General features: G+C 64.9%; 20 protein-coding genes and 1 pseudogene. 11 read left to right on the forward strand and 10 right to left on the reverse strand.

Translation table 11 applies throughout. The features are described 5' to 3' along the window. Positions 1-82: 82 nt before the first annotated feature. From ACTHN9_RS26950 to ACTHN9_RS26965, 4 genes are all read right to left on the reverse strand, one after another. A complete protein-coding gene (locus ACTHN9_RS26950; RefSeq protein ID WP_440539879.1) occupies positions 83-889 on the reverse strand; it encodes a hypothetical protein in 807 nt (268 codons plus the stop codon). After that, positions 873-1,871: a DUF4123 domain-containing protein gene (locus ACTHN9_RS26955; protein WP_440539880.1), complete on the reverse strand. Its 999-nt coding sequence runs from the start codon at positions 1,869-1,871 to the stop codon at positions 873-875. Before ACTHN9_RS26955 ends, ACTHN9_RS26950 begins: the two co-directional genes overlap by 17 nt. Then, on the reverse strand, positions 1,871-4,222 hold the full coding sequence (locus ACTHN9_RS26960; RefSeq protein WP_440539881.1) for a type VI secretion system Vgr family protein: 2,352 nt from the start codon (positions 4,220-4,222) through the stop codon (positions 1,871-1,873). Before ACTHN9_RS26960 ends, ACTHN9_RS26955 begins: the two co-directional genes overlap by 1 nt. A 597-nt stretch (positions 4,223-4,819) precedes the next feature. Then, complete coding sequence (locus ACTHN9_RS26965) at positions 4,820-6,031, reverse strand: sensor domain-containing phosphodiesterase (protein ID WP_440539882.1); 1,212 nt, start codon at positions 6,029-6,031, stop codon at positions 4,820-4,822. Between the two features lie 262 nt (positions 6,032-6,293). Here ACTHN9_RS26965 and ACTHN9_RS26970 point away from each other — a divergent pair, with 262 nt between their 5' ends. Continuing rightward, positions 6,294-7,253 (forward strand): chemotaxis protein CheV, encoded by a 960-nt coding sequence (locus tag ACTHN9_RS26970; RefSeq protein WP_440539883.1) that lies wholly within the window; start codon positions 6,294-6,296, stop codon positions 7,251-7,253. A 111-nt stretch (positions 7,254-7,364) separates the two neighbouring features. On the opposite strand, the gene ACTHN9_RS26975 is transcribed toward ACTHN9_RS26970, so the two are convergent. Continuing rightward, positions 7,365-7,826, reverse strand: coding sequence for an Lrp/AsnC family transcriptional regulator (locus ACTHN9_RS26975; protein WP_440539884.1), 462 nt, complete (start codon positions 7,824-7,826; stop codon positions 7,365-7,367). Between the two features lie 76 nt (positions 7,827-7,902). On the opposite strand from ACTHN9_RS26975, the gene ACTHN9_RS26980 reads away from it, so the two are divergent. Further along, positions 7,903-8,676: a PIG-L family deacetylase gene (locus tag ACTHN9_RS26980; protein WP_440539885.1), complete on the forward strand. Its 774-nt coding sequence runs from the start codon at positions 7,903-7,905 to the stop codon at positions 8,674-8,676. Here ACTHN9_RS26980 and ACTHN9_RS26985 read toward each other — a convergent pair. After that, a complete protein-coding gene (locus tag ACTHN9_RS26985; RefSeq protein ID WP_440539886.1) occupies positions 8,642-9,556 on the reverse strand; it encodes a glycosyltransferase family 2 protein in 915 nt (304 codons plus the stop codon). The genes ACTHN9_RS26980 and ACTHN9_RS26985 overlap by 35 nt on opposite strands. 399 nt (positions 9,557-9,955) lie before the next feature. Between ACTHN9_RS26985 and ACTHN9_RS26990 the strand changes: the two genes are divergently transcribed. The 8 genes from ACTHN9_RS26990 (at position 9,956) to ACTHN9_RS27025 (ending at position 19,207) form a co-directional block, all read left to right on the forward strand. Next, positions 9,956-11,275 carry a glycosyltransferase family 4 protein gene (locus ACTHN9_RS26990; protein ID WP_440539887.1) on the forward strand — a complete coding sequence of 440 codons (1,320 nt, stop codon included), beginning with the start codon at positions 9,956-9,958 and terminating at the stop codon, positions 11,273-11,275. 35 nt (positions 11,276-11,310) lie between these two features. Next, positions 11,311-12,003 (forward strand): D-glycero-alpha-D-manno-heptose-1,7-bisphosphate 7-phosphatase, encoded by a 693-nt coding sequence (locus ACTHN9_RS26995; protein WP_440539888.1) that lies wholly within the window; start codon positions 11,311-11,313, stop codon positions 12,001-12,003. Beyond that, positions 12,000-13,223 carry a lipopolysaccharide heptosyltransferase II gene (gene waaF, locus ACTHN9_RS27000; protein WP_440539889.1) on the forward strand — a complete coding sequence of 408 codons (1,224 nt, stop codon included), beginning with the start codon at positions 12,000-12,002 and terminating at the stop codon, positions 13,221-13,223. The genes ACTHN9_RS26995 and waaF overlap by 4 nt, the downstream gene beginning before the upstream one ends. A gap of 19 nt (positions 13,224-13,242) precedes the next feature. After that, the gene (locus tag ACTHN9_RS27005; RefSeq protein WP_440539890.1) at positions 13,243-14,997 is read left to right on the forward strand and encodes a carbamoyltransferase family protein; all 1,755 of its coding nucleotides are present in this window, start codon (positions 13,243-13,245) and stop codon (positions 14,995-14,997) included. 74 nt (positions 14,998-15,071) lie between these two features. Beyond that, complete coding sequence (locus tag ACTHN9_RS27010) at positions 15,072-16,049, forward strand: glycosyltransferase family 2 protein (RefSeq protein WP_440539941.1); 978 nt, start codon at positions 15,072-15,074, stop codon at positions 16,047-16,049. 122 nt (positions 16,050-16,171) lie between these two features. Next, positions 16,172-17,230, forward strand: a complete 1,059-nt coding sequence (locus ACTHN9_RS27015; RefSeq protein WP_440539942.1) for a glycosyltransferase family 9 protein — start codon at positions 16,172-16,174, stop codon at positions 17,228-17,230. Continuing rightward, on the forward strand, positions 17,220-18,173 hold the full coding sequence (locus ACTHN9_RS27020) for a glycosyltransferase family 4 protein (RefSeq protein ID WP_440539891.1): 954 nt from the start codon (positions 17,220-17,222) through the stop codon (positions 18,171-18,173). The genes ACTHN9_RS27015 and ACTHN9_RS27020 overlap by 11 nt, the downstream gene beginning before the upstream one ends. A gap of 38 nt (positions 18,174-18,211) precedes the next feature. Further along, complete coding sequence (locus ACTHN9_RS27025; RefSeq protein WP_440539892.1) at positions 18,212-19,207, forward strand: UDP-glucuronic acid decarboxylase family protein; 996 nt, start codon at positions 18,212-18,214, stop codon at positions 19,205-19,207. 106 nt (positions 19,208-19,313) lie between these two features. Here the strand turns inward: ACTHN9_RS27025 and ACTHN9_RS27030 are convergent. The 3 genes and pseudogenes from ACTHN9_RS27030 to ACTHN9_RS27040 form a co-directional block, all read right to left on the reverse strand. Continuing rightward, a pseudogene (locus tag ACTHN9_RS27030) lies at positions 19,314-20,099 on the reverse strand (zinc-binding dehydrogenase); the annotation flags it as partial. 1 nt (position 20,100) lies between these two features. Then, the gene (locus ACTHN9_RS27035) at positions 20,101-22,701 is read right to left on the reverse strand and encodes an ATP-binding cassette domain-containing protein (protein ID WP_440539943.1); all 2,601 of its coding nucleotides are present in this window, start codon (positions 22,699-22,701) and stop codon (positions 20,101-20,103) included. Positions 22,702-22,766: 65 nt separating this feature from the next. Continuing rightward, positions 22,767-23,156, reverse strand: coding sequence for a DUF3022 domain-containing protein (locus ACTHN9_RS27040; RefSeq protein ID WP_440539893.1), 390 nt, complete (start codon positions 23,154-23,156; stop codon positions 22,767-22,769). Positions 23,157-23,361: 205 nt separating this feature from the next. Between ACTHN9_RS27040 and ACTHN9_RS27045 the strand changes: the two genes are divergently transcribed. After that, entirely contained in the window at positions 23,362-23,766 is a 405-nt protein-coding gene (locus ACTHN9_RS27045; protein WP_440539894.1) for a hypothetical protein, read from the forward strand. A 148-nt stretch (positions 23,767-23,914) separates the two neighbouring features. On the opposite strand, the gene tkt is transcribed toward ACTHN9_RS27045, so the two are convergent. Further along, a complete protein-coding gene (gene tkt / locus ACTHN9_RS27050; protein ID WP_440539895.1) occupies positions 23,915-26,008 on the reverse strand; it encodes a transketolase in 2,094 nt (697 codons plus the stop codon). Positions 26,009-26,216 lie beyond the last annotated feature (208 nt).

Here is a 26,216-nt window from a genome sequence, read left to right on the forward strand (position 1 = left end):
TTGGAAAATTATTGGACACGGGAAGACACTGACATCGCCCCCCCCCCGATCGACCCGATCGGACGCGCGACGCCGAGCCTTGCTAGCCGGGTTCGGCTCCTGTTCGTAGAGAGTCAAAACGATTGGTTTTGATTTCCCGAACAACGGCTTTTGGCAACTTCTGCATGGCCTCACCAAACGCACCGGACCTTCCCACCGTTTCCCAGAGAATGCGTTGCACAGCCGGATGTTCATCGAACCTAGGGTTCACGAGCAACGTGTAGTAGACGTACTGTTCCAAGTCGACCGAATCCGTTAGCCGGTGTTTTCGCCAACCCTGCGCCGCGACCCGTGTTGTCCTCCTAAATGCAGCAAACTCATCAAGATCATCAGGATTGGCCGCATTTCCGTACGTGGATTGAAACCAATAGTCCACCTCTGCGTAGTCAATCCGACTACCACTCAGATCGTCCCGAAATTCGAATTCGACATGATCGTCAGGATAGAAGTGCACCGCTAGCATCACGGCTCCCGGCTCACTGGATATTTCCGTCGCTGGAAAATGCACCTGCGCGACTTTACGAACCTTCTCGATAGGCTTATGAGCAATGATCGCTTTCTGGGCTTCGTCAGCATCATAATCGTCCCAGTTAACCGTAAACTCCGTACCCTTCAGTGTGTAGCAACAACTCACACTACCCGCGCCCGACCCCGGCGGTAGGTCACCTCCCCCACCCGCAGTGTTGCCATACTTGTCCCGAATCGTGAAGCGACTCAGATTGAACGGCATGTAGTTCATTCCGGACACGCTAATCCCGCGATAAACCGGCTCCGAAGAAAAAGCATCGCAGCCCGCGAGTACCAACGCAATCGACGCAAAAACGAGGACCCTTTTAGCCGCGAACATCATGCCGCCCCCCTTTCGAATCCGGCACGTCGTTCATCTGGGACGCCTGGCTCAGCACCTCGCCATCGATCTCGCTCAATGCCTCGCGGTAAGTCGTGTCGGCTCGCATCGCGCCTCTTAGCCGCTCCTGCATGACAGGATGCTCATCGAACCGCGTCGCGATGACGATCCCTTTCGACACGTAGTTCAACAGATCGTCATCGCACTTAATGCGGTACCGCGCTGCGCGCTCGAGCTGCTCCGATATACGCCGTAACAGCGATACGTCCGACTCCCCATCGAGCACCGAGCCGTACATCTCGCGCAACTGCATCGCCAACTTATCGGCCCGCCCCAGCCACAGCAGCTTCTTATGCTGATCGTCCGAAAGCATCTGCTCGTTATCAATCGCGCAAGCCACAGGACGGCCAGGATTTTTCCAGACCGCTTCTTCGAAATCTCGCTCGCGATACCAAATCTCCGCGCAAGGCGAAAGAAATGAAGCCGCCTCCTCCTCGGTCCACACCGCGCGCAATCGCTCCAGGATGCGGTTATCGTAGAAGTGCAACATGAATGCACGCTTGTCCGGTGTCGCGTATCGGCTGTAGCGCCCAAAATGCGAACTCAACGCTTCGAGCGCCAACGGCGACCAGAGCCACGTGAGCATGTGCTGTTCGCGTCCTTCTCTCCAAAGGCGTCGAACGAGCCGGCTCTGCAAGTCGCGCGGATTGTTAAATGCAAGCCGATCGATCTGAATCAGATACGGCGCGATGTCCGTATAGGACTCCAGCACCGATTCCCGCCAAAGCGAGACCCAGCCAAGGCTCGGCACCTCGGGCAAAAGCTTGTCCAGGCCAGGTCGCGCGCGAGAATCGACAAGAACGTATAGCCCTGCCCGCGGTTCGTCTTCGCAGGAAACCTCGAACCTCGACAGCAAGCGCTCGCGCCACTGCTCCCAAGCAGACTCGACGCTCGACATCTTCGCCATCCCGACAGAGCCGGCCATCACGCCACCTCCGTCATTGCTTCCACGCCGCGCAGCGCATCCAGCAGACACTCCTTGCACGTTCCGATCGGCATCGCCGGTAAGGGAACGGACAAGCTGTTCGCGCCGCGCCATTGAAACTGCCCACCTTTGAGCACGATGTTGCCGGGACACCCCATCTCGATGTTGCCCCCTTCCATCTTGAGATAGGCCCCTGCGCACGTCAGCGCCAGTGCACCGCGGGAAGCGGCCACGATCGATCCGTCGACGCTGCTCAAATGCAGGTCTTTCGATGCCGCCAGCGCCATCGCACCGGTGCGCGCTTGAACGGTCACGTCTTGCTTCGCGGCGATCAGCCTCATCCCCTGCGCCTGCGCAAACAGCGAAACCTGGCGGGCCGCCGCGACCGTGAAATTGCGCATGGTTCCGACGTCGAAGTTGCCGCCGGCAGTCGCAATGAGATTCCGATCGGCATTGAGGTGCAAATGTTCGCCTGAGGTCAGCCCGATCCCGGACGGCGCGCTCACGAGAATTGCCGCGCGCTTGAGGCCGTCCAGCGCGTCGGCATAGAGCGCCTTCTGGTGCTTCAACTCGGCGACGGTGGCTTCCGCCGCCTCCACAGCCGCCGTCAGCGACTCCATGCGCTCGATCGCCCGCTCCAACTGTGCTTTGGCGCCGTTCATCTCGAGTTGATCGCCGGATGCGCCGATCTGAGCTTCCGCGGTCAGCAGCATGCCGCGCGGCCCGCGTGCCGCCAGGTGCCCGTCGGTGCGCAGCTCCGCCCCCTGTCCACGCGCCTTGCGTTGCGGATCGACCATATGCCCGAGGTTCAGCTCGCTGGTCTGATAAGGCGTCGTCAGGTGAATATGCTCGACATTCTCCTTGTCCTCCATCCGCATTTCGTTGCGCGCCGCCGTACGAATGATGTTGCGCGTGTGACTCAGGTTGTTGATGAGATCCGGATGCTGCTCGTCGTGCATCGCCCCGATAATGACGGGCCGATCGGGATGCCCATCGGTAAAGACAACGGCGACTTCCGCCCCGTCGATCAGTGGGAAGTGATGGCCGTAGTGCCTGCCGCTATAGGGCTTTGCAAACCGTACCGGTCGGCTCGTGCCGCCTGGACTCCATGTGTCCAGATCGAACGGCAGCTTGATGACGTACCACCCCTGCTCTGTCAGATAGGCATATTTATAGTTACCCGGCGACGTCACGCGCGCCGGTAAGATGCCGTCGATGGTCGGTCGCGGGGTCGCAGCCATCGATGGGCGCCAGACCCGGTCCGACGCAATTCCCTCGAAGCTCAGCCAATACGCCTGGGCTCGGCTCCCGCTCGATTCGACCGACGTGATAAAGATCCCGTGTTTCGCATCGGTCTGGGTCGGGTCCACCCGCATGACTTCGCCCGCCTCGAGCCAGAACGGGTTGCCGGTTCCTTTAAAGACGATTTGATTCGCCAGATACTGCTCGTGGCGCAAACGGGCGATGCGCTTGCCTTCGTCGATCGACGCGTAGTGCTCGCCCCAACGGTAGTCGATCCCGTCCGTCGTCTTGTCGGCGCGGGCGGCGTTTTCCTCGACCAGCAGCGATACGCTCGCCTCGCGGTGGTTGTAGTCGTGAAGCCGCACGGCCTTCGGCACACGCCGCGTCCGCTTCTCGAGCGTTTTGATCGCGTCCATACCGGCACTGTCGAGGCCCGAATCGCGCCGGTACGGCACCGTGCGCTGCTTGCGCGCGTATGCGTCCAGGTCATCGCCGAACACGATCACCGATCGATGCTTCTTTTGCTCCCAGCGAAACCAGATCCCCTCTTGCGCGCAAAGACGCTGGATGAAGGCGAAGGTGGTCTCGTGGTACTGCGTCACATACTCGTGCCGTTTGTAGGCATGGCGCAGTTTGAACGCGAAATCGACGCCTGCCTGGTATCCGAAATGTCGCAGCGTGCTGGTCACGATTTCCTCGACCGACTGCATCTGGAACAGCCGGCTCGTCACGCCCCGGTTTAGATCGGCGAGCTTCGGCTCGAGCCGGACGCGGTAGTGCGTCTGGTCAGCCGACGTTGCGAACTCGTCGAACTCCGTGATGACGCCGTGGATCGTATAAGCTGGCGGCATCTTGCTGAACTGTTCGGCGTTCTCCCCGAACATTTTGCGCAGATACCCCATATCCGGGTCCACCGGCGAGACGACGAATCTCGCGGGCCGGCCGATGACTTGGCTCATCGGAATGCCGGCGACCGGGCTCGTAAATTCGATGTCGTACCGGTACAGTTCGCTGACGGCATCCCTGCCCGCGAACCTGAGGACGGACATCGGCGCCGGATGCGGCGCCAGCTTTAACTCGTAAGCCTGTGTAGGCAGAATCGACGACATACGGGCACTCCGTTGTGCGGGCTGGAAGGACGAATGACGCCACCGGAGTCTCGTGAAACGATCCCCGTTCATTCGCCACAATCACACTGGTTGATTAACCTAGCTTACCCACACGACGCCAAAGCTTCGCAGCACGTTGCAAAGCCGCGACACGATACCCAGATCCGTCAATAAGCCCTATTTCGAGACGGGATCGATTCGATTTTCAGGCAACGGCAGAATCAAGGATTGGCCACACCGCGGAAAGCCTCATACCATAAGGCAGCGGCACCCGCGCGACTTTTTTTATCGTCATTTTCGCTTAGCCGTCTTCACCCGGCCATCTCATAATCTCTATGCATTATGAAATGCAGACATCAATCTCATCGTCTTAGATTGAAATCGATCACAATGCCGTTCCTTCACCTACGGAAACCCCTCATTCGTTTATACGAATGGGGATTCATCGCCCAGATTTGCGCTGATGCAATCGGCAATACGGCACGCAGTGCCGTTCGCACGCCGATCGATGCCCGACACGGAGCGCGGCGCTCCGGCAGCAACACGTTCGGCGTCGGAATCGTTCGATCTCGCCGATGCGGTCCTGCCGCTACACGCTCACGCCAACGTCCGGCACAACCCCTCGAACAAGATATCGGCCCCGAGCACGAACCCCTGCCCGCCCACCTGCACGAGCACGGACAACGTCACGCAAAGGTTCTTCGAACTCGACGACATGTAAGGCTCGCTGACGATCGTCTCGCCCGGTCGAACGAGCGCATCGCGAAAGTACGTACGCTTCGACCAGTTCGCCCCGGCGCTGCGCGCCAACAAAGGGAAGGTCGCCCGGCGCCACGGGTCGTGCCGGTCCGATTCGATGTTCTCGCCCACCTGCCTGCCCGTATCGTCGAGCACGAACACGCGCAGCGCCCATTCGCACTCGAGAAAATGCCGCGCCGCCCGTTCGATCCCCTCACCCCGACACCAGGCATCGCGGAACTGCCCGAATGCGCGGCGATACGGCGCCAACTCGTCCAAGTCGCCCACCCGACGCAGCTTGCGCGCATCCATGAGCTGCGCATCCAGGTCCAACATCGGCACTGCGGTCAGCGGCACGCCCGCGTCGACCTCGATCGTCGGCCTGCCGAAATAGTAGCCCTGCACGAAATCGGCATCGCAGTCCCTACTGAGCCTCGCTTGCTCCTCGGTTTCGATTCCCTCGACCACGATGAAGGTACCGATGTCATGCAATAAATCGACGAGGCGCAGCAAGCTGCGCGCATTTCGATAGCTGGACACCGCCTTACAGATCAATTCGCGATCGAGCTTGACCACATCGGGCCGCAGATCCCAGACCCGGCCCAAATTCGTGAGCCCCGCGCCGAAATCGTCCAGCGCGATCAGAAAGCCATAGCCCCGCAGGCGATCCACGGCGTCGACGAGGGCCTGCGGCGTATCCTGTCTCGCCTCCAGCACCTCGATGACCACTCGCCCCGGCGTGACCCCGCTTTCGAGCAAGTCGTCGGCAAGCGCAGGCCCGTGGATCGGATCGGCCAAGACGTCGGGATGGAGGTTCAGGAACAGGGCACTGTCTTCATCCGCGAATCGCATGAATCGTCGCACGTGATGCAGCGTGCACGCGCGCTCGTACTCGCCGTAGCGTCCGGCCCGCCGCACCAGGGCGAACGCCTCGTCCGGCGAACATGGCATGCCGCCATGCTTCGCGCGCAGCAGCGCCTCGTACCCGACGGCGGCGCCGTGGGCCAGCGACAACACGGGCTGGAAGGCGCTCTCTATCTGCGGCAGGCCAAGCGCTTGAGCATCGATCATGGAATGTAAAGGCGCGTCGTTGGGGTCGAAAGCCGACGTGGCGATTGTAGTCAGACCCATCCGTCGCACGATAGGCCCCTCATGCCCTATAACGTCAGATGGTTCGACGAACTTAACAGTTTTCTTAGGAGAAACGCCAACTCGTATCAATTTTCCCGGCGGCGCGCCGTTATCAGCGGTATAGCCCGAGCATCGGCAGCGACACCCGCTCGCTCCCGGGTGCAACCGCGACGCCCAGGCGCAACCCAAGAGGAATATTTCGATGGCCGCTGATCATCACTCGATCGACGAACGCACCAACCTGACGAGTTCGAACAAGTTCGAGCTTTTGCTGTTTCGGCTCGGTGCCGCCCCCGGAAACGACGACTCGCACGAGTTGTACGGCATCAATGTCTTCAAGGTCCGCGAAATCATGACGATGCCGGCGATCACACCGATCGCGGGCGCGTCGGAGCACATGATCGGCGCCGTGGACATCCGCGGGCAAATCATCCCCGTCATCGACCTGCCGAAGCTCATGGGCTGCCAACCCACGCGCGGCCTGAACATCTTGCTGGTGACCGAGTTCGCCCGCTCGACGCAAGCGTTTGCCGTGGAGGAAGTCGACGATATCGTCCGCTTGGAGTGGAACCAGGTGCTCTCGGCCGAGGGATCGGCCGGCGGGAACTCCGTGACGAGCATTGCGCGTATCGACGGCAACACCGGCGATTCGCGTCTAGCGCAAGTGGTGGACGTCGAGCAGGTGCTGCGCGACGTGTTCCCGGCACAACATCCAAGCGTCGAAAAGGCCGATGTCGGAACCTCGGTCAAGATAAGCGGCGGCGCGAAAATTCTAGCGGCCGACGACTCCGGGTTTGCCCGCAAGCTCATCGAGCAAAGCCTGTCCGCGCTCGGCGCCGAATACATCATCACGAAGACTGGCCAAGAGGCCTGGGATACGCTCACAAAAATCGCCGCCGATGCGCAAAAGGAAGGCGTGCGGGCCCGCGATAAAGTCGCGCTCGTGCTGACCGACCTCGAGATGCCCGAGATGGACGGCTTCATGTTGACGCGCCAGATCAAAGCCGACGACCGGCTGCGCGACATCCCCGTCATCATCCACTCCTCGCTGACCGGCACGGCCAACGAAGCGCACGTCAAGAACGCGGGGGCGACCGGCTATGTGGCGAAGTTCGCCGCCGGCGATCTCGCCGAGGCCATTCGCCAAGCGCTCGCCGCCTGAGAAGGCCCGCGCCGCCGGCCTGTCCGTATACGACAACTTCCGGACAACCGTTCGGAAATGCGCCAGCGGCTCGCCGCGACGCCGCTCAGCGCCCTCGTCCGGGCCTGCCCCTCACAGCAGCGGCAGGCCCGCATCGCGTTTGACCTCCCGTAACGACAGCACCGATTCCACGGAAGTGACGCCGGGCAATGCGCGCAGCACGTCGCGCATGAACGCGCCGTAGTCTTCGAGATCGCGGGCGACGACGTGAACGAGATAGTCGGCGCTGCCCGAGACGTTGTGGCACGACACGATCCGGGGCAAGCCCTGAATTTGCCGCTCGAATTCGTCGGCCAGGCGCCGATCGTGCACCCCGAAGCGCACGAGCGCGAAGGCCGTCACGCCGATCTGCAGCGCCCGCTTGGAGAGTACGGCGCGATAGCCTTCGATGTAGCCGTCGGTCTCGAGCCGCTTCAGGCGCCGCGCACAGGGCGTCTCGGTCAAGCCCACCGCCTCGGCCAGGCTGGCGTTCGTCATGCGCCCATCCGCTTGGATTGCCATGAGGATGGCGCGGTCGGTCTTGTCCAGAGTCATGCGTCGTCGTTCGTCGGTTGGCGGATCTGCGATGGTAGCGCAAGCGCGGGCATCGCCCTTGCTCGGCTGTCGCGTCATGCGCCCCTTGTTGCCCACAACGCCCGCACTACCCTCATCGCCCATCCTGGGCGGATCGCGCCGTGTCGCACCGCTCTTCGTCGTCTCGCCTCACCTGGACGATGCGGTCTTCAGCTGCGGCATGCTGCTCGCCCGCCATCCGGGTTCGTTCGTCTGCACGGTGTTTTGCGGCAAGCCGGTCCCGCCGCAGCGTACGGAGTGGGACCGGAGCGCGGGCCACCGCGACTCGGACGAGGCCCTGCGCGCCCGCATCGCCGAAGACGAGCAGGCGCTCGCCCTCTTAGGCGCGCGCGCCATTCGTCTGCCGTTTTTGGACAGTCAGTATGGCGCGACACCCGCCATCGCCGATCTGGCGGCAGCGCTGGGGGACGCATGGCGGGCCGCGGGTTCGTGCCGCCTGGTCGCCCCGCTCGGGCTGTATCACTCCGATCACGTGCTGGTGGCCGATGCGTGCCGTGCGCTCGTGCGCGGGCAGCGGATCGCGCGCGCGATCCTTTACGAAGACGCGCTCTATCGCACCATTCGCGGCGCAGCCCGCGGGCGATACGACACCCTTCGAGACGAAGGCTACGTGTGGTCGCCGCTCAATGCGCAAGCGCTCGCCGCACCGTTGGCATCGTTGCGCGCGCCGAACGCGGCCAATGCGAAATGGCGGGCCGCGCACCGCTATCGAAGCCAGTTGCGTGCGCTTGCCGACGCCCATCCGAACGACCTCGTCGAACCGGAACGCTACGTCGTCATCGATCGGGCTCCGCCGGCGCAACGGCCATAGGCGGCGCGTCGGCCCAATTTCGCTCCGCATCGCGCACACGCGCGCGCATGCGCAGGACCGGCGCGCCGACGATGCGCCGGCGCCGCAGCGCCCAGCCGATACCGGCCGCGAGCGCGGCGGTGTCTCGCACGAACGCCCCCTCCTTCGCATAAACGGTCAACGCGCGCGCCGAGGCGGCTAGCGCTTCGGCAAGCGGAAGACGCAACCACGCGACGAGCGCGGCGTTGCGCGCCAGCATCCGTCGGCGCAGGGACGCATCGCGCGCGGAGCAAGGGTAGTGGGCGACCGTCAGCGCATCGCAATACACCATGGCATAGCCGCGATCGAGCAGGTCGAGCGACACGAGCGATTCCTCGCCGCCGATGAATAACCGGGGCTCGTAACCGCCGACTTCGCGAAAGGCCGAAGTGCGAAACACGCACGCGCCGGCCATGTACCCGACGAGCGCCGGACCCGGCAATGCTTTACCCGCAAGGGGACTGGCCTGCATGCGCGCGCAAGTCGGATCGAGCCGCGCCGCTTCGCCGACCACCACGCGGGCGGACAACACCGCGACACGCGGCGCCTCGTCGAGCATGCGCACCGCCCGATCGAGCGAACCCGGCGCCCAATCGGTATCGTCGTCGCTGAAGGCCACGTAGTCGGTCGCCGCCGCTTCCACGCCGCGATTGCGCCCCGCCGCCCCGAGGTTCTCGCGGCATTCGATCACGCACACGCTCGGAAACCGGCGCCGTAACGCTGGCGGGGTGCCGTCGGTCGAACCGTTGTCGACAACGATCACGGCCGGGCGTTCGGGCAACGCGAGCAACCGCTCGACCGTTCGCGACACTTGAGCCAACCGGTTATGCGTGAGTACGACTACCGATATGCGCCTATTCATTTCTTGCGTGCTTACGTGAGCGTCCAATGCCCGTTCGCCCCTCGGCGTTCGGAACGTTCGAAACGTTCGGAACATTCGTTCCCCCGAGCCGATCGGCCCATTGAAATCAACGGCAGCAAAAACCACTCCTTTTGCGATGCGCGGACCCGCAAGCGGCGTCGGACGCCTAACCGCGCGGTGCCGCGTAATTACATCGACTCTGTAACGAAGGCGTCACACCGGATAGACCGGGTAAAGATCACAGCAGCGTTTCTATCCGATGCAACGCTTGTGCACGTTTGACCGGTTGCCCGAGACGATGGGCACACCGCGTGCTCGACAGGACGCGAGCACCTCGCGCCCATGGATACCAAAGTGCGGCGCACCTGCTCGGTAGGTCTTCAATATCAAGGACTACTCATGAAAATCGCACTCGTCAGTGAACACGCGTCGCCCCTCGCCGTGGCGGGTGGCGTCGACAGCGGCGGCCAGAACATCTACGTCGCCCACGTCGCGCGGCAGTTGCACCGTCTGGGCCACCAAGTCGACGTGTTCACGCGGCGCGATCGCGCGCTGTTGCCAGCCGTGTCCGACATGGACGGCGTGCGTGTCATTCATGTTCCGGCCGGGCCGCCGACTCAATTGCCCAAGGAAGCGCTGCTGCCCTATATGCCGGCGTTCGCGGATTTTCTAGTGGGGTTCTGCCGCCGCGAGCGCACCCCGTACGACGTCATGCACGCGAACTTTTTCATGTCGGGCCTGGCCGCGCTCAAGGTCAAGAGGGTGCTCGGCACCCCGCTTGTGACGACATTTCATGCGCTGGGTAAAGTGCGCCGGATCCATCAAGGCGCGGACGACGGCTTCCCCGACGCGCGCTTCGCGATCGAAGACGACCTCGTGCGCGAATCGGACGTCGTCATCGCCGAGTGCCCGCAAGATGCGGCCGATCTGCATGAGCATTACGGCTCGGATCCGTCGCGCGTCGAAATCGTGCCGTGCGGGTTCGACACGGCCGAGTTCGACCGTATGGACCGCGCCGCCGCCCGCGCCGCCCTCGGCTGGCCGCGCGAGCAGTTCGCCGTCCTTCAGCTAGGGCGTCTCGTCCCGCGCAAAGGCATCGATACGGTCGTGCGTGCACTCGCGAGGTTCAGGGAACGGGCCGGCGTCGATGCCCATCTATACGTTGTCGGCGGCAACGCCGATTTGCCGAATGAAATCGCCACGCCCGAAATCGCGCGCCTGCGCGGCGTAGCAGCCGGATGCGGCGTGGCCGAGCACGTGACCTTCGTCGGCCGCCGCGGACGCGCACAGCTACGCGAGTTCTACGGCGCGGCGGACGTATTCGTCACGACACCGTGGTACGAGCCGTTCGGCATCACGCCAATCGAAGCGATGGCGTGCGCGCGCCCCGTCATCGGATCGGATGTCGGCGGGATCCGTTATACCGTCGTCGACGGCAAGACGGGATTTCTCGTGCCGCCTCGCGATCCCGATGCGCTGGCCGAGCGTTTGTCGCGCCTCGCACGCGACCCGGCACTCGCCGAACGGATGGGCGCAGCCGGCCTCGAACGCGTGCACACGAGCTTTACGTGGACGCGCGTGGCGCGCATGCTCGAAGACGTCTATCGCGGCGTTGCACGCGCGCAGGCCGACGAACGCGGTCTCGCCGGCGAACGCGACACGCGAGACGCGCGCCTCGCGCACGCCGAACGTGCGCAGGCCGCGGCGGGCCGCGCTTGAGTCCCGCGTCGCCTTTGCCTACGAGCGCACTCGCCATGACGTCTGCCGCCGTGCTGTTCGACAAAGACGGGACACTGCTCGACGACGTCCCCTACAACGTCGACCCCGCCCTCATGCGCTTTGCGCCGGGGGCCGGCGAGGCGCTCGCCATCCTCGCCGCGCACGGCTTCCGGCTATTCGTGATCAGCAACCAAAGCGGCGTTGCGCTGGGCCGCTTCCCTTACGCGGCGCTCGCCAACATGCAAGCGCACCTGACGCGGATGTTCGAGACGTGCGGCGTCACGCTCGAGGGCGCCTATTGGTGCCCGCATCATCCCGACGGCATCGTGGCGCGCTACGCCGCTCGCTGCACCTGCCGCAAGCCTGAACCCGGATTGCTCTTACAGGCGGCGCGCGAGCATGGGATCGATCTGCGGCAAAGCTGGTTCGTCGGCGACATCCTGGACGACATCGAGGCCGGCACGCGAGCCGGCTGCCGAACCGTGCTGATCGATAACGGTCACGAGACGCTATGGGAGCCCGGCCCCGCACGCGTCCCGACGTTGCGCGAGCCCGATCTATTGCGCGCCGCGCTCGCGATCATCCGCGAGCACGATCGGGCGATCGGCTCGCCGCGCGGCGATGATGATCGTCGCGACGATCCTCGCGCCCTCGCGTCCGGCCTTGACGTCATGGCGGCCTCGTCGCCTCGTGCGCCATCGAGCGCAGCCAAGGGGAGCGAACGATGAGTGCGCTGCCCTTTGCGATCACGCCCACGCTGTCGCAAGCACGCGAACGAGAGACCCCTGTCTCGCATTGGGGCGCGGACGTCAAACGCATTCTGTGCGTGCGGCTCGATCGGCTCGGCGACATCTTGATGACGACGCCCGCGATCCATGCGCTGCGTACCGCGTTCCCCGGCCGGCACATCACGTTGCTGACGTCTAGCGTCGGCGCACAAGCGGCCCCCTATCTGAGCGACGTCGACGACGTGATCGCCTATAACGCACCCTGGCACGGGCTCTCGCCGTCGACCTCGCCATCTGCCGATCTCGACATGCAGCGCATGCTGGAAACACGTCGATTCGACGCCGCCGCCCTCTTCACCGTCTACAGCCAGAGCGCATTGCCGGCCGCGATGCTTTGCTATCTGGCCGGCATTCCCCGGCGGCTCGCGCACTGCCGAGAAAATCCCTACGGACTCCTAACGGATTGGGTCTATGAAACGGAGCCGCACGACGGCGTTCGACACGAGGTGGAACGCCAATTGGCGCTGGTGCGTAAAGTGGGCGCCACCTGTACCGACACGCGCATGCGCTTGAGCGTCGACGCCGACGCGCGGCGCACCCTCTCGGCTCGCCTCGCCGCGCGCGGCCTCGCGCCGCGGGGCCCGTGGTTCGTGATCCATCCCGGCGCCAGCGCCACCTCGCGCCGCTATCCGGCCTATCGTTTCGGCGAAGTGGCGACACATTTGGCGCGCGCGAGTTCATGGCCCATCTTGCTGACGGGAAGCTCGGATGAAGCGCCGCTCGTGCGCGAGGCGATCGACGCCGCCGATGCCTCTATCCGCGCGCGTCTTCACGATTGCTCGGGGCTGCTGAACATGGGCGAATTCGTCGCCCTGATCGAACGCACGGCCGTGCTCGTCACGAACAACAGCGGCCCCGTTCACCTTGCGTCCGCCTTGTCCACCCCCGTCGTCGACTTGTATGCCTTGACCAACCCCCAGCACACGCCTTGGCAGACGGCGCAGCGCGTCTTGTTTCGCGACGTCGAATGCCGCTGGTGCTATCGGAGCGAGTGCCCGGCCGGCCACCACGGTTGCCTGACCGGCGTTCCGCCCGCCGAGGTGGCCGCGGCCGCGCTCGAACTCGCGGCCGAATGCGGCGTCCGGCTTGAGCCGAACGCCCCCGAGCTTGGGTGTTCGAACACGGACACCGCCTGCGCCAGCACCCCGATCACTTCCTGACTACCGCCGGACTATCGCCATGTACACACTCGGAGTCAATGCCGTTTACCACGACAGCGCCGCGGCGCTCGTGAAGGACGGTGTCGTGATTGCCGCCGCCGAGGACGAGCGCTTCACGCACGTCAAGCATGCCAAGCGCCCCGTGCCGTTTTCGACGTGGCAGATGCCGTTCGATGCGATCGACTACTGCTTGAAGGAAGCCGGCATCACGCTGGCCGATATCGACCACGTTGCCTACTCCTACAACCCGAGCCTATTGCCCTCGATGCCCGACCCGGCGCACGGCGCCGCCACAATCGCCCTGCCGCTCGAACCGGCCTTGCAACGTCCGTCGCATCCGAGCGCATCGCCGTGGGACCCGCTCTTTATCAGTTACATCGTCAACGCGCGGGCACAACTCATCGACGGCGCACCGCACCATCTCGCGAAGCGCTTTCGCGCGCCCGAAGGTGGCCACCGCTTCGGCTGGCACTATGTCGAACATCACCTCGCGCACGAGGCAAGTGCGTTTTTGGCGGCCCCGCTCGGCGATACGGCCGTGCTCACGATGGACGGCCGCGGCGAAGGCGTCACGACGAGCCTCGGCCAGTTCGTCGACGGCCAGTACAAACGCATCAAGCAAGTCGAGCTACCGCATTCGCTCGGCCTGCTCTATGAGGCCGTCACGAGCTGGCTCGGCTTCCTGCACTCGTCCGACGAATACAAGGTGATGGCGCTCGCCGCTTTCGGCCGCCCCGTGTATGCGGACGTCTTTCGCGAGATCGTCCGCTATCGCGGCAACGGCAGCTATACGGTCGAGGAGCCGTCGCTCGTCGAGCGATTCGGGCCGGCGCGCGAGCGAGGCGGACCGCTGGAGCAGCATCACTACGATGTCGCCAGCTCGCTGCAAACCGTGCTCGAGGAGACCGTGCTCGAACTCGCACGCTGGCTTCATGAACGGACCGGCCTCGCGCGGCTTTGCATGGCAGGCGGCGTGGCGCTGAACTGCGTCATGAATGCGCGCGTGAGAGACGAAGGTCCCTTCGAGGACGTATGGGTCCAGCCCGCCGCCGGCGATGCGGGCACCGCGCTGGGCGCCGCGCTTTGGATCGACTGGCGCGAGCGCGGCCTGACCGGCGACCGTGCACGGCGCTGGACGATGGAGCATGCCTACCTCGGGCCCTCGTACGCCGACGCCGAAATCGAAGCGTTCTTGCGCTGGTCGAAGGTGCCGTTTAAGCGGCTCGACGACGTGGCCGGCGAAACGGCCGATTTGCTTGCGGCCGGCAACGTCATCGGCTGGTATCAGGGCCGCACGGAGTTCGGGCCGAGAGCGCTCGGCGCGCGCTCGATCCTCGCCTCGCCGATCGATCCCGGCATGCAGGCCAAGCTCAACGAGATCAAGGACCGCGAGGACTTCCGGCCCGTCGCACCGGTGGTCATGGAAGAACACGCCGATGCTTGGTTCGTGGACGCGCGCCGCGCGCCCTTCATGCTGTTCATCTTCGATGTGCGCCCCGAGGTCGCGCACCGGATCCCAGCCGTGCGCCACGTCGACGGTACCGCGCGCGTGCAAACCATCAACCGATCCCAGCATCCCCTCTACTACGATTTGCTGGCGGCTTTCCATGCGCGCACCGGCGTGCCGATCCTCGTCAACACGTCGTTCAATACGCGCGGCGAACCGATGGTCAATTCGCCGCGCGATGCGCTCGAATCGTTTTGGACCTCGCCGCTCGATGCGCTGGTGATCGGACCGTTTCTCATCGTCAAGCAGCAAGGAGGCGCGGCGTGAATACCTCCGTGTCGGCTCGCACTCAATCTCAGCACGACGACGGTGCGTCGCGCGAGCGCGCCACGGCAGCCGGCCTGCGCCCGGACCTATCGGTCGTGATCCCCACCTGGCGTCGGCCGGCCCTGCTCGAGCGATGCCTCGAAGCGCTCGTGCGTCAAACGCTGCCGCCCCCGCGCTATGAGATCGTCGTATGCGACGACGGGCCCGACGAGACCACGCGCGCACTCGTCGAACGCATCGCCGATGCGCACCGCGCGCGTGGATTGAGCATTCGATACTTGCCGATCGCGGCGACGCAAGGACCGGCGGGGGCGCGCAATGCCGGGTGGCGCGAAGCGCGAGCCGAAACGATCGCGTTTACCGACGACGATACGATTCCCGACGAGCGCTGGCTCGAAGCCGGGCTCGCCGCCTTGGCCGATGGCGCGTGCGCCGCATCGGGCGCGATCGCCGTGCCGTTGCCGGCGGATCCGACCGATTACGAGGCCGATGCGAGCGGGCTCGAACGGGCGGAATTCGCCACGGCGAACGTGTTCGTCAAACGCGCCGCGCTCGCTGCCGTCGGCGGTTTCGACGAACGCTTCACCTCGGCATGGCGCGAGGATTCCGACTTGCAATTTGCGTTGCTGGGCGCAGGCGGGCGCATCGTCAAGGCGCCCGATGCCCGCGTCATCCATCCCGTGCGGCCCGCACGTTGGGGGGTGAGCCTCGCCCAGCAACGCAAGAGCGCGTTCGAGGCGCTGCTGTACCGCAAGCATCCCGATCTCTATCGCCAACGTATCGCGAGCCGGCCGCCGATCGACTACTACGTGCAAGTGGCAGCGGCGTTCGCCGCTGTGGCAGGCGCGGCGGTGCAAGCGCCGGCCGTCGCGGGCGTCGGCGCGCTCGTTTGGATCGCCCTGGCGCTACGATTTTTCGCGCGGCGGATGCGCGGGCGCAGCCGTGCGTGGCGCCACGTCGCCGAAATGGCGGTCACTTCCGCGGTCATTCCTTTCCTTTCGATCTATTGGCGCTTGCGCGGTGCATGCCGCTATCGAACATGGTTCCTTTGATGCGATTGCCTTCCTCTGAATCCTGCGCGTCCAGTGCGTCCCCGTCGCCCGCTTCGCGCGCTCGATCCCCGCTGCCGCCGCCCGAACGCGTGGCCATCTTTCGCGCGCTCCAACTCGGCGACATGCTCTGCGCGGTGCCCGCCTTGCGCGCCCTGCGTCGCGCGTGGCCCGACGCGCACATCACGCTGATCGGCTTGCCGTGGGCGGTGCGGTTCGTCGAACGGTTCTCGACCCTGATCGATGAATGGGTCGTTTTCCCCGGTGCGCGCGGCTTTCCCGAACAAGAGGAGACCGATGCCGGTCTGCCGGCGTTCTATGCGGCCATGCGCGCGCGGCACTTCGATCTTGCCTTGCAAATGCACGGCAGCGGCGGCCCGGCCAATGAGATCGTCAAGCGCTTCGGCGCGCGCGCGTGCGCGGGGTTTCACCAACCGCACGAAGCGCGCGAGCCGGGCTTCATCGCCTGGCCCGACGACCTGCCCGAGCCGCACCGATACTTGACGCTCGTGCGCGCACTCGGCATCGATGCGCAAGACGACACGCTGTGGTTTCCGCTTTCGCTGCACGATCGCTGCGAGTACGAGGCCTTGGAAGCGCGCCACGGCATCGAACCCGAGCGGTTGATCCTGCTGCATCCGGGCGCCCAGTTGCCGTCGCGGCGCTGGCCGCCCGCGCGTTTCGCCGAGGTCGCCGACGCCCTGTCCGCTCGCGGCTGGCAAATCGCGATCACCGGCACGGCCAACGAAGCGGCGATCACCGCGGCCGTGCTCGGCGCGATGGCCGCGCCTGCTTTGCATCTGACCGGCGCGACGACGCTCGGCGGGCTCGCGGCGCTCGTGGCGCGCGCGCGGCTCGTCGTCTGCAACGACACGGGCATCTCGCACGTCGCCGCCGCGATGCGCACGCCGAGCACCGTCATCGCTTCCGGCAGCGACACGCGCCGCTGGGCACCGCTCGATCGCGCGCGCCACCGCGTTCTGGCCGATTATCCCCCGTGCCGCCCCTGCGCTTTCCGCGATTGCCCGTTCGGTCACACTTGCGCGCTGAACGTGAGCGTGTCGCATGTTGTCGCGGCGGCGCTCGAGCAGCTTTCCCATCGCGCGCGCGCCCATCCTGCGGGAGCAAGTGTGCTGCACGCGCGTGCCCACCACCGAGAGCAGGAGCGCGGCCATGCCACGTAACCGGCGCTTGCGCGTGCTGACCTGGCACGTTCACGGCAATTACTTGTACTACCTCACGCAAGCGCAGCACGATTTTTGGCTCGTCACTCGGCCGGGCCATCCGCCGGGGTATGCCGGCCGCTCGGGCGTGCTGCCGTGGGGCAATAACGTGCATGAAGTCGATGCGGCCGTCGTCGCGCAACGCGACTTCGATGTCGTGCTGTATCAGCATCGGGAGCATTGGGAGCACGATCGGCTCATGGTGCTGTCGGAAGCGCAGCGCAAGCTGCCGTCGGTTTACCTCGAACACGATCCGCCGCAAAACAACCCGTTCGCCGAGCGGCATTGGGTGACGGATCCGGCCACGTTGCTCGTGCATGTCACGCACTTCAATCGCTTGATGTGGGATTGCGACGCGGTTCCCACGCGCGTGATCGAACACGGGGTGCTCGTCCCGGAGGGCGTGCGCTACTCGGGCGAACTCGAACGAGGCGTCGTCGTCATCAACAACCTGGCCACGCGCGGCCGGCGGCTCGGCGCGGACATCTATGCATCGGCCGCCGGGCGCGTCCCGCTCGACCTGGTGGGAATGAATGCGCAACAAGCGGGCGGCCTCGGCGAAATCGGCAACCTCGATCTGGCAGCGTTCACGGCGCGCTATCGATTCTTCTTCAATCCGATTCGCTGGACAAGCCTCGGCCTCGCGATCATCGAAGCCATGACGATCGGCATGCCTATCATCGGCTTGGCGACCACCGAGCTATCGACGGTCATCGCCGACGGCGAGAACGGGTATGTCGCAACCGATGTCGACAGCCTCGTCGAGCGAATGCGCGCACTGCTCGCGGATCCGAGCGAAGCGCGCCGCCTCGGACAGAACGCGCGACGCACCGCGCTCGAACGGTTCGGGATCGAGCGATTCGCGCGCGACTGGCACGACCTACTGTGCGAAGTCGCGATGTGAGCGTTCGATAGTGTGAGCCATAAACGGAGCCAACGAGGATGAAGGAACTCGATCGAAAGCGAATTCTAGTGACGGGCGGTGCGGGATTTTTGGGCTCGCATCTATGCGAACGGCTCGTGGATGCGGGACACGACGTGCTGTGCGTCGACAATTTTTTTACGGGCACGCGCGAGAACGTCGCGCATTTGCTCGGACGAAGCAACTTCGAACTGATGCGGCACGACGTGACGTTTCCGCTTTATGTGGAAGTCGACGAAATCTACAACCTTGCTTGCCCGGCATCGCCGATTCACTATCAGTACGATCCCGTGCAGACGACCAAGACGAGCGTGCATGGCGCCATCAATATGCTCGGCCTCGCCAAGCGTGTGCGGGCGAAAATTTTTCAAGCATCGACGAGCGAGGTGTACGGCGATGCGCGCGTGCATCCGCAGAAGGAAGACTACTGGGGGCACGTCAATCCGATCGGGCCGCGCTCGTGTTACGACGAAGGCAAGCGCTGCGCCGAAACGTTGTTTGCCGACTATCGGCGCCAATACGGCGTGCAGGTGCGCATCGCCCGCATCTTCAATACGTATGGGCCGCGCATGCACCCGGCCGATGGCCGCGTGGTGTCGAACTTCATGGTGCAGGCGCTATCGGGCCAGCCGTTGACCGTCTACGGCGACGGCGCGCAAACGCGGTCGCTGTGCTATGTGGAGGATATGATCGATGCCTTTATCCGCTTGATGGATGCGCCCGACGGCAGTTGCGATCCCGTCAATCTCGGCAATCCGCACGAGATCACGATGCTCGAACTCGCCGAGCACGTTCGAGCCGCCACGCACTCGTCGAGCGAGATCGTCTTTCGCCCCTTGCCGATCGACGATCCTTGGCATCGGCAACCCGATATTTCAAAGGCGCATGCGCTGCTGGGATGGTCGCCGAAAACGACGCTCGACGAAGGCTTGCGCACGACGGCCGAGCACTTTCGCGCACGGCTCGAAGCGCGCCCGCTGGCCGGCGGGGCACGAGCCGCGGGCGTATCGCGCTGATACCGTATAACGGGGCGCCGGTCCCACGGCCGGACGTCGCGTGCGTTGGACTTTTCCGTAGGGCTACGGCTACGGCTGCAGGTGCTCGCCGTGTCGTTCGATCGGCCTAAGGCTCGAGCTTCACCTTCATCCATCCCGGCTGACGCTTATCGAATGCCTTATAGGCATCGATCGCATTCAAGATCGGTTCGCGCTGCGTGAGAATTCCGATCGGATCGATCGAACTATTGCGCACTAATTCGACGAGCTTCGGCAAAATCGCCCGGTGGTTGCAGTTGCCCATGTGGATCTGCAAATTGCGATTCATTGCCTCGCCGAGCGGAAATCTGGCGAGGCTCGGCGGGTACACGCCGATAACACCGATCGTGCCTGCCTTCGCGACGGATTTCACCGCCCATTGAAGCGCCTGCGTCGGGCCGCTGCCCGGTTTCCATTGGCCGTCGGCGCCATGCGCGCTGGCTGCTTGCTCCGGCGCGACTTCCTTTACCTCCCTATCGAACATTTCGCTCTGCTGTCCGTCGGCGGCGGGCCCTCGGTCGGCACGCTCGGCATCCACGCCCACGGCGTCGATCACGCGGTCCACGCCGATTCCGCCCGTCAGCGTTCGGATTGCTTCGACGGGATCCTCTCGATCGAAGTCGATCGGCTCCGCCCCTTGTGCGCGCGCCATCGTGAGCCGCGATTCGAGCCGATCTACGACGAAGATGCGGCCCGCGCCCATGAGCCTCGCGCTCGCAATGGCAAATTGCCCGACCGGCCCAGCGCCGAAGACGGCCACCGTATCGCCCATGCGGATGCGAGCGAGCTGTGCGCCGAACCAGCCAGTCGGGAAGATATCGGACATGAGGATGGCACGGTCGTCATCGATATCGTCGGGCAGCTTCACGAGGCTCTCACCCATGCACCGCCAGCCGCCGAATCTCCCCCGCCAGTGCATCGATCGGCACGGGTTTAACGAAATGCGCCCCGAAGCCCGCTCGCGCTGTGCGCTCGCGGATCGCGGCATCGTTATGTCCCGTAAGCGCAATGGCCGGCGGCAATGAGCTGCCGTCGTACTGGCTCGCCATCGCGCGGATTTTCTGCAAGACCTCGCAGCCATCCTCGTCGCCGAGCGAGATGTCGCACAGCACGATGCCCGGCCAATGCGCCGGCGTCGCGTCGAGCAGGCGCCGCAAGGCATCGTCGCCCGACGCCGCCAGTTCGACTCGCGCCCCCGTCGCCACGAGCGCCGCTTCCAGCGCATCGCGCGCTTCCTCGTCGTCGTCGATCGCCAGAACGTTGATGCCGTCGAGTCTCGCCGCGCCTTGCTGCACCGTGGGTGCCACCGTACCGTCGGCCCCGACCACCGGCAACAACGGCAACGAAGCGACATAGGCCACGCGCCCATCGACCGCCATCGGCCGGAACGCGCCGCCGGCCACGCCCACGATGTGCTCGGCCTCGGCCGCTTGCTCGTCGGAGAGCGGGGCCGGCTCGGCCTGCGCCCCCACTACGGCGAGCCACGCCATGTTGCCGTCGCGCTGTGCCCGCAACTCGACGCGCTCGCCCGGCGCCGCCTGCTCGATCTCGTTGGCGCAGAGCATCGCCACCACGCGCTGGATCTGCTCGGTCTCTCCTGTCACCGGCAGTTCGGGATCGGTGACGCGCACACCGAAATCGACGCCTTGCTCGACGGCCTCGGTCGCAACGCGCGCCGCGATCGCCGCGACGAGGTCGCCCACGCGCATCGGTTGCGCCGCCAGCTTGCGCTGCGTATGTTCCAATTCGCCCTGTTCGAGTTGCAGCGCCCACATGCGGGCGTACACGCCCCCCGGCCGGACCAAGAGTTCGTCATGCCGGCCTTGTTCGACGATGCGGCCCTGCTCCATGACGAGGATCCGGTCCGCGTCGACAATCGTCGATAGCCGATGCGCAATCACGATCGATGTCCGGCCTTCCGCCAATCGTCGGAATTCGTTTTGGATCGCGCGTTCGGAACGCGTATCGAGCGCCGATGTCGCTTCGTCGAAGACGATAATCGGCGGATCCTTCAGGAACGCGCGAGCAATGGCGATCCGTTGGCGCTCGCCGCCCGATAGACGCACTCCGCGCTCGCCGACACGCGTGTCGTAATGGTCGGGCAATCGTTCGACGAACCCGTCGAGTTGCGCGGCGCGCGCCGCGCGCACGATATCGGCACGCGTCGCGTTTGGATGCCCGTAGCCGATGTTGTAGGCGATCGTCTCGTTAAAGAGCACGGTGTCCTGCGGCACGATGCCGATCGCCCGGCGCAGCGAATAGCGCGTGACGCGTTGCAAATCCTGCCCGTCGATGGTCACCTGCCCGCGCGTCGGCGCATAGAGCCGAAACAGCAGCCTCACGAGCGTCGACTTCCCCGATCCGCTGCCGCCGACGACAGCCAGCGTCGTGCCGGCCTTCGCACGGAAATCCACTTCGTGCAGGATCTGCCGGGCCGGGTCGTAGCCGAAGTCCACCTGTTCGAATGCAATCTCGCCTTCCGTCACGATCAACGGCGTCGCGCCGGGCGCGTCGCGGTCCTCGTCGGCCGTGGCATCGCCGCCTTCGAGACTGTCCGCTGCCAAGACGATGAACATGCGCTCGACGTTCGCGAGCGCATCGTTCGTCTCGCGAAACACGAATCCGAGCGTGTTGAGCGGCATGCACACCTGCACGATATACGCGTTCACGAGCACCAGATCGCCGAGCGTCATGCGCCCCCCGACGACATACTGCACCGCCAGCAGCATCATGGCCGCGATACCGAAACAGACGATCGCGCTCTGCCCCAGATGCAACGCGGTCAGCGCTCGCTGATTGGCGAGGCGGGCCACGATCCAGCGGGACAGCACGCCGCGATAACGGGCAGTCTCGATGTCTTCGGCGGCGAAATACTTCACCGTGTCGTAGTTGAGCATGCTGTCGACGAGCCGGCTATCGGAGGCCGCTTCGAGCCGATTGACCTCGCGCTGCACGAGCATGCGTCGCCGCGTAAAGATAACCGTGTAGGTGGCGTACGCCACCAGCGTCGCCGCAATGATCCAACTGAACGTGACATTGAAATTGCTCGCGATAATGCCGATCACGGTGCCGATTTCGATGATGGCGGGCAAGATCGTGAACAACCCGACGCTGAGCAGATAGCCGACGCCGTCCGTGCCCTTTTGCACGTCGCGCACGATCGATCCCGTTTCGCGCTGCGAGTGGTAGCGCGCGCCGAGCCGATGCAAGCGTGCAAACGTACGTTCGGCGAGCCCGGCCACCGTATGCTGCGTGACCGTACTGAAGACGACGTCCCGCGCTTCTCCGAGCGCGTCGCCGATAAACCGCAACAGCGCGTACGCCAGGACGAGAAAGACCGGAAACAAGGCCAGCGCGGTGCGGTGACCCAGATCGTCGATGATCGCGCGCAGCACGAGCGGCACGGACACGCCGGCCAGTTTCGCCACGATCATCAAGCTCGCCGCACCGAACGTTTGCGTCCGATAGCGCCACATCGCATGCCCTATGTCGGCCGCAATGCGCCCCTTCACCCTTGCGCGGATCCGTCGTTCGATCCGCTTCACGCGCGCCCTCGCTCGGCATCGGCGAGAACCGATTCGTCCACACCCACCATGACGTTGCACTCGGCGAGATCGACGCCGCCCGCGGGCAAATGACGGCGCAGTGCATCCTCGGCGTGGGCACGCAACGCCTCCCGTACCCGGAGCCGTTTGGCCCCCGGCAGTGCGCGATACCGTTCGAGCACGGCGGGCTCCATGACGAGACTCATCGCGCAACGCGAATCGAGAATACTCATGCTGCCCGCCGAGGCGACCCACGACACTTGAATCGTCACCACACCGTCCGAGTTCGTCACGTGGGTGATCGACGTGGAAGGAAACGGAAAACTTTTGAACAAGGCATGTTCGATTTCGGCAAGACTTTGCCGCGCATCGAGCGAGACAGTCATCGGCACTCCTTTCTTCCGGCCCGGGGCACAAGGGCCGCGCACGGACATCGCGCGTGGCCCTTGCAAGATGGTCGCAATGCTCGTTCCAGCCCTCGCTTCGCTTTGCCCCATGGCGTGCGCGGCATGGCCTTTGCAGCAGTGATGGTGTGCGTGCGAAGTTGAAATTGGACGCGCATCACGCAACCTTTTTTGGACGGAGGAACAGATGAAAGCATCGACGAAGACGCTGCTCGCTTCCACGATTTCGGTCATCGCACTTGCCTGCGCAGGGGGTGCTTATGCGCAAGGCGCGGGCGGACCGGGAGGCGGTTCGGCGGGCGGCTCGGCGGGTGCTGGCGCCGGCGGAGCGGCGGGCGGTGCCGGCGGAGCCGGCGGCGGGACACGCGGAGGCGCCGCGCCGTCGGGCAATACGCTCGAACAGCCCGGCGTTCAGCCCGGTATGGGCAACAGCAACAGTACCGGCGGCTACGGCAGCCCAGGCACCACGGGTTCCCGTTCTGGGCGCTCGACGGTCTCCCCAGGGATGAACGACGAAAACCCGTCGGATTCGACGGGCGGTTACTCCCCGCAACAGGAAGGGCAGACGTACCACGGACAGGGGCAGCAATAACGTAAGCGCGTAACTGTGCGCAGGGTAAGCCGCGGGCGGGCACGATCGCCGCCTCGCGGGCCCTGTGGATCTACGGTACCGTTGGCTCGCGGGCCGGACCACATCGGCTCGGTCCGCTTGCCCACTTCCTCGCTTTGCGCCCCCGCGTTCAATTGCCGCCCGGCAACCCCGAAGCCGCCACGACGCGCGCGATTTGCCGCTTCGCGGCTTCGTAGACACGATCGGGCGTGAACCCGAACTTCCCTTGCAGATCGCGCATCGGCGCGGACGCGCCGAACGTATGCATGACGATCTTTTCTCCAGTGCGGCCGACATAACGGTCCCAGCCGAGCGTAGCGGCTTGCTCGACGGCAACGCGCGCGTCGATCTCGGGCGGCAGTACCGCGTCCTTATACGCGTCGTCCTGCCGCTCGAAGATATCCCAGGAAGGCATCGACACCACCCGCGCTGCAATCCCCTCTTCGGTCAGCCGCTCGTACGCGCGCAGACACACATGCACTTCGCTGCCCGTCGCGAGCAGTAGGACGGCCGGCGCTGCCCCGTCCGGCGGATCGGCCAATACATAGGCACCGTGGCGCAGACCATCGGCTCCAGCGTAGCGCGTGCGATCGAGCGTCGGCAGCGGCTGCCGAGACAGCACCAGTGCAGTGGGACGCCGCGTGGCCGCCAACGCGAGCCGCCATGCTTCGCTAACCTCGTTCGCGTCGGCGGGACGCAGCACCGTCAATCCCGGAACCGCACGTAACGAGGCCAGTTGTTCGACGGGCTGGTGCGTCGGCCCATCCTCGCCGAGGCCGATCGAATCGTGCGTAAAGACGAATACGACGGGGATCTCCATGAGCGCCGCCAGACGGATCGGCGGCTTCATGTAGTCGCTGAAGATGAGAAACGTGCCCGTGTAGGGCCGCAGATTCGACAAGGCAAGACCGTTGGCCACCGCCCCCATCGCGTGCTCGCGTACGCCGAAGTGCAGGTTGCGGCCCGCCGGGTCGTCGGCGGAGAAGCTGCCGGCGCCGTCGAACTTCAGCAGCGTCTTGGTCGACGGAGCCAAGTCGGCCGCGCCGCCGAGCATCCAGGGCACGCGCGGCGCGATCGCATTGAGGACGGCGCCCGACGAAGCCCGCGTCGCCTCGCCTTTCGCATCGGAGTCGAACGAAGGCACATCGGCATCCCATCCGTCAGGCAAGCGATGCGCCTCGATCAATTCGAGTTCGCGAGCGAGTTCGGGATAGCGCTGCGCGTAGGCCTCGAAGCGCGACTGCCACGCCTCGCGCGTGTGCGCGCCTCGCGCACCGACGCCTTCGGCGAATCGCTCGGGCACCTGCGGCGGCACATAGAACGACTTGTTCTCGGGCCATCCGTACGCGCGCTTCGCGAGCGCCACCTCTTCCTCGCCAAGCGCGTCGCTGTGCGCCGCGGCCGTACCTTGTTTGTGCGGCGCGCCCCATCCGATCACGCTTTCGACGACGATCAGCGTGGGTGCGTCGGTCGTGCGTTCGGCTTCATTCAGGGCAGCCTCGAGCGCGGACGTATCGTTCGCGTCGTGGACAGTCAGCGTGTGCCAGCCGTAGCCGCGAAAGCGGGTTTGCACATCGTCGCTGTATGCCAGATCGGTATGCCCTTCGATCGTCACCCGGTTGCTGTCGTAGATCCACGTCAGGTTCGACAACCGCAAATGGCCGGCCAACGAGGCGGCCTCGTGCGAAATGCCTTCCATGAGATCGCCGTCGCCCGCGAGCGCGTAGACGCGATAGTCGAACAAATCGAACTCGTCTCGGTTGTACCGCGCCGCATACCAACGCGAGGCGATCGCCATGCCCACACTGTTGCCGAGCCCTTGCCCGAGCGGGCCCGTGGTCGTCTCGACACCCGTCGTCATACGGTATTCGGGGTGTCCCGGCGTCTTGCTGTCGAGTTGGCGAAAGTGTCGGATGTCGTCGAGCGATACCGCCGGGTCCGGCGTGGCGCGGCCCTCGTCGTCCACCGCTTTGACGCCGGCCAAGTGCAGCACGGCATACAGCAGCATCGACGCGTGTCCCACGGAGAGCACGAACCGATCTCGATTGCGCCACAGCGGCTCGCTAGGGTCGTAGCGCAGGTGCCGCTGCCAAAGTTGATAGATCACGGGGGCGAGCGCCATCGGCGCACCCGCGTGGCCCGAATTGGCCTTTTGCACGGCGTCCATCGACAACGTGCGGATCGTGTCGATGCAAAGCTTGTCGAGTGCGGGGTCTGAGCGCATGGCGAAGCGTCCTCGTCGAGGGTTGCAACGGAAACGGCTGGATACCTCGGTCGAGCAATGCTCATACCCATCGCAAACCCTGCACCGACGGTGCAGCTTTTACAGGCGCCCTTTTTTGAGCGTCGCGTGTTGCGCGTCCCGCCTCGCCCGTGCGCAGGCCGCGACGACGAGGAACGACCGTTGCTCAAACTAAGACGTGTTCCACTTC

This window comes from Trinickia sp., assembly GCF_051953405.1.
In the GTDB taxonomy this organism is placed as follows: domain Bacteria; phylum Pseudomonadota; class Gammaproteobacteria; order Burkholderiales; family Burkholderiaceae; genus Trinickia.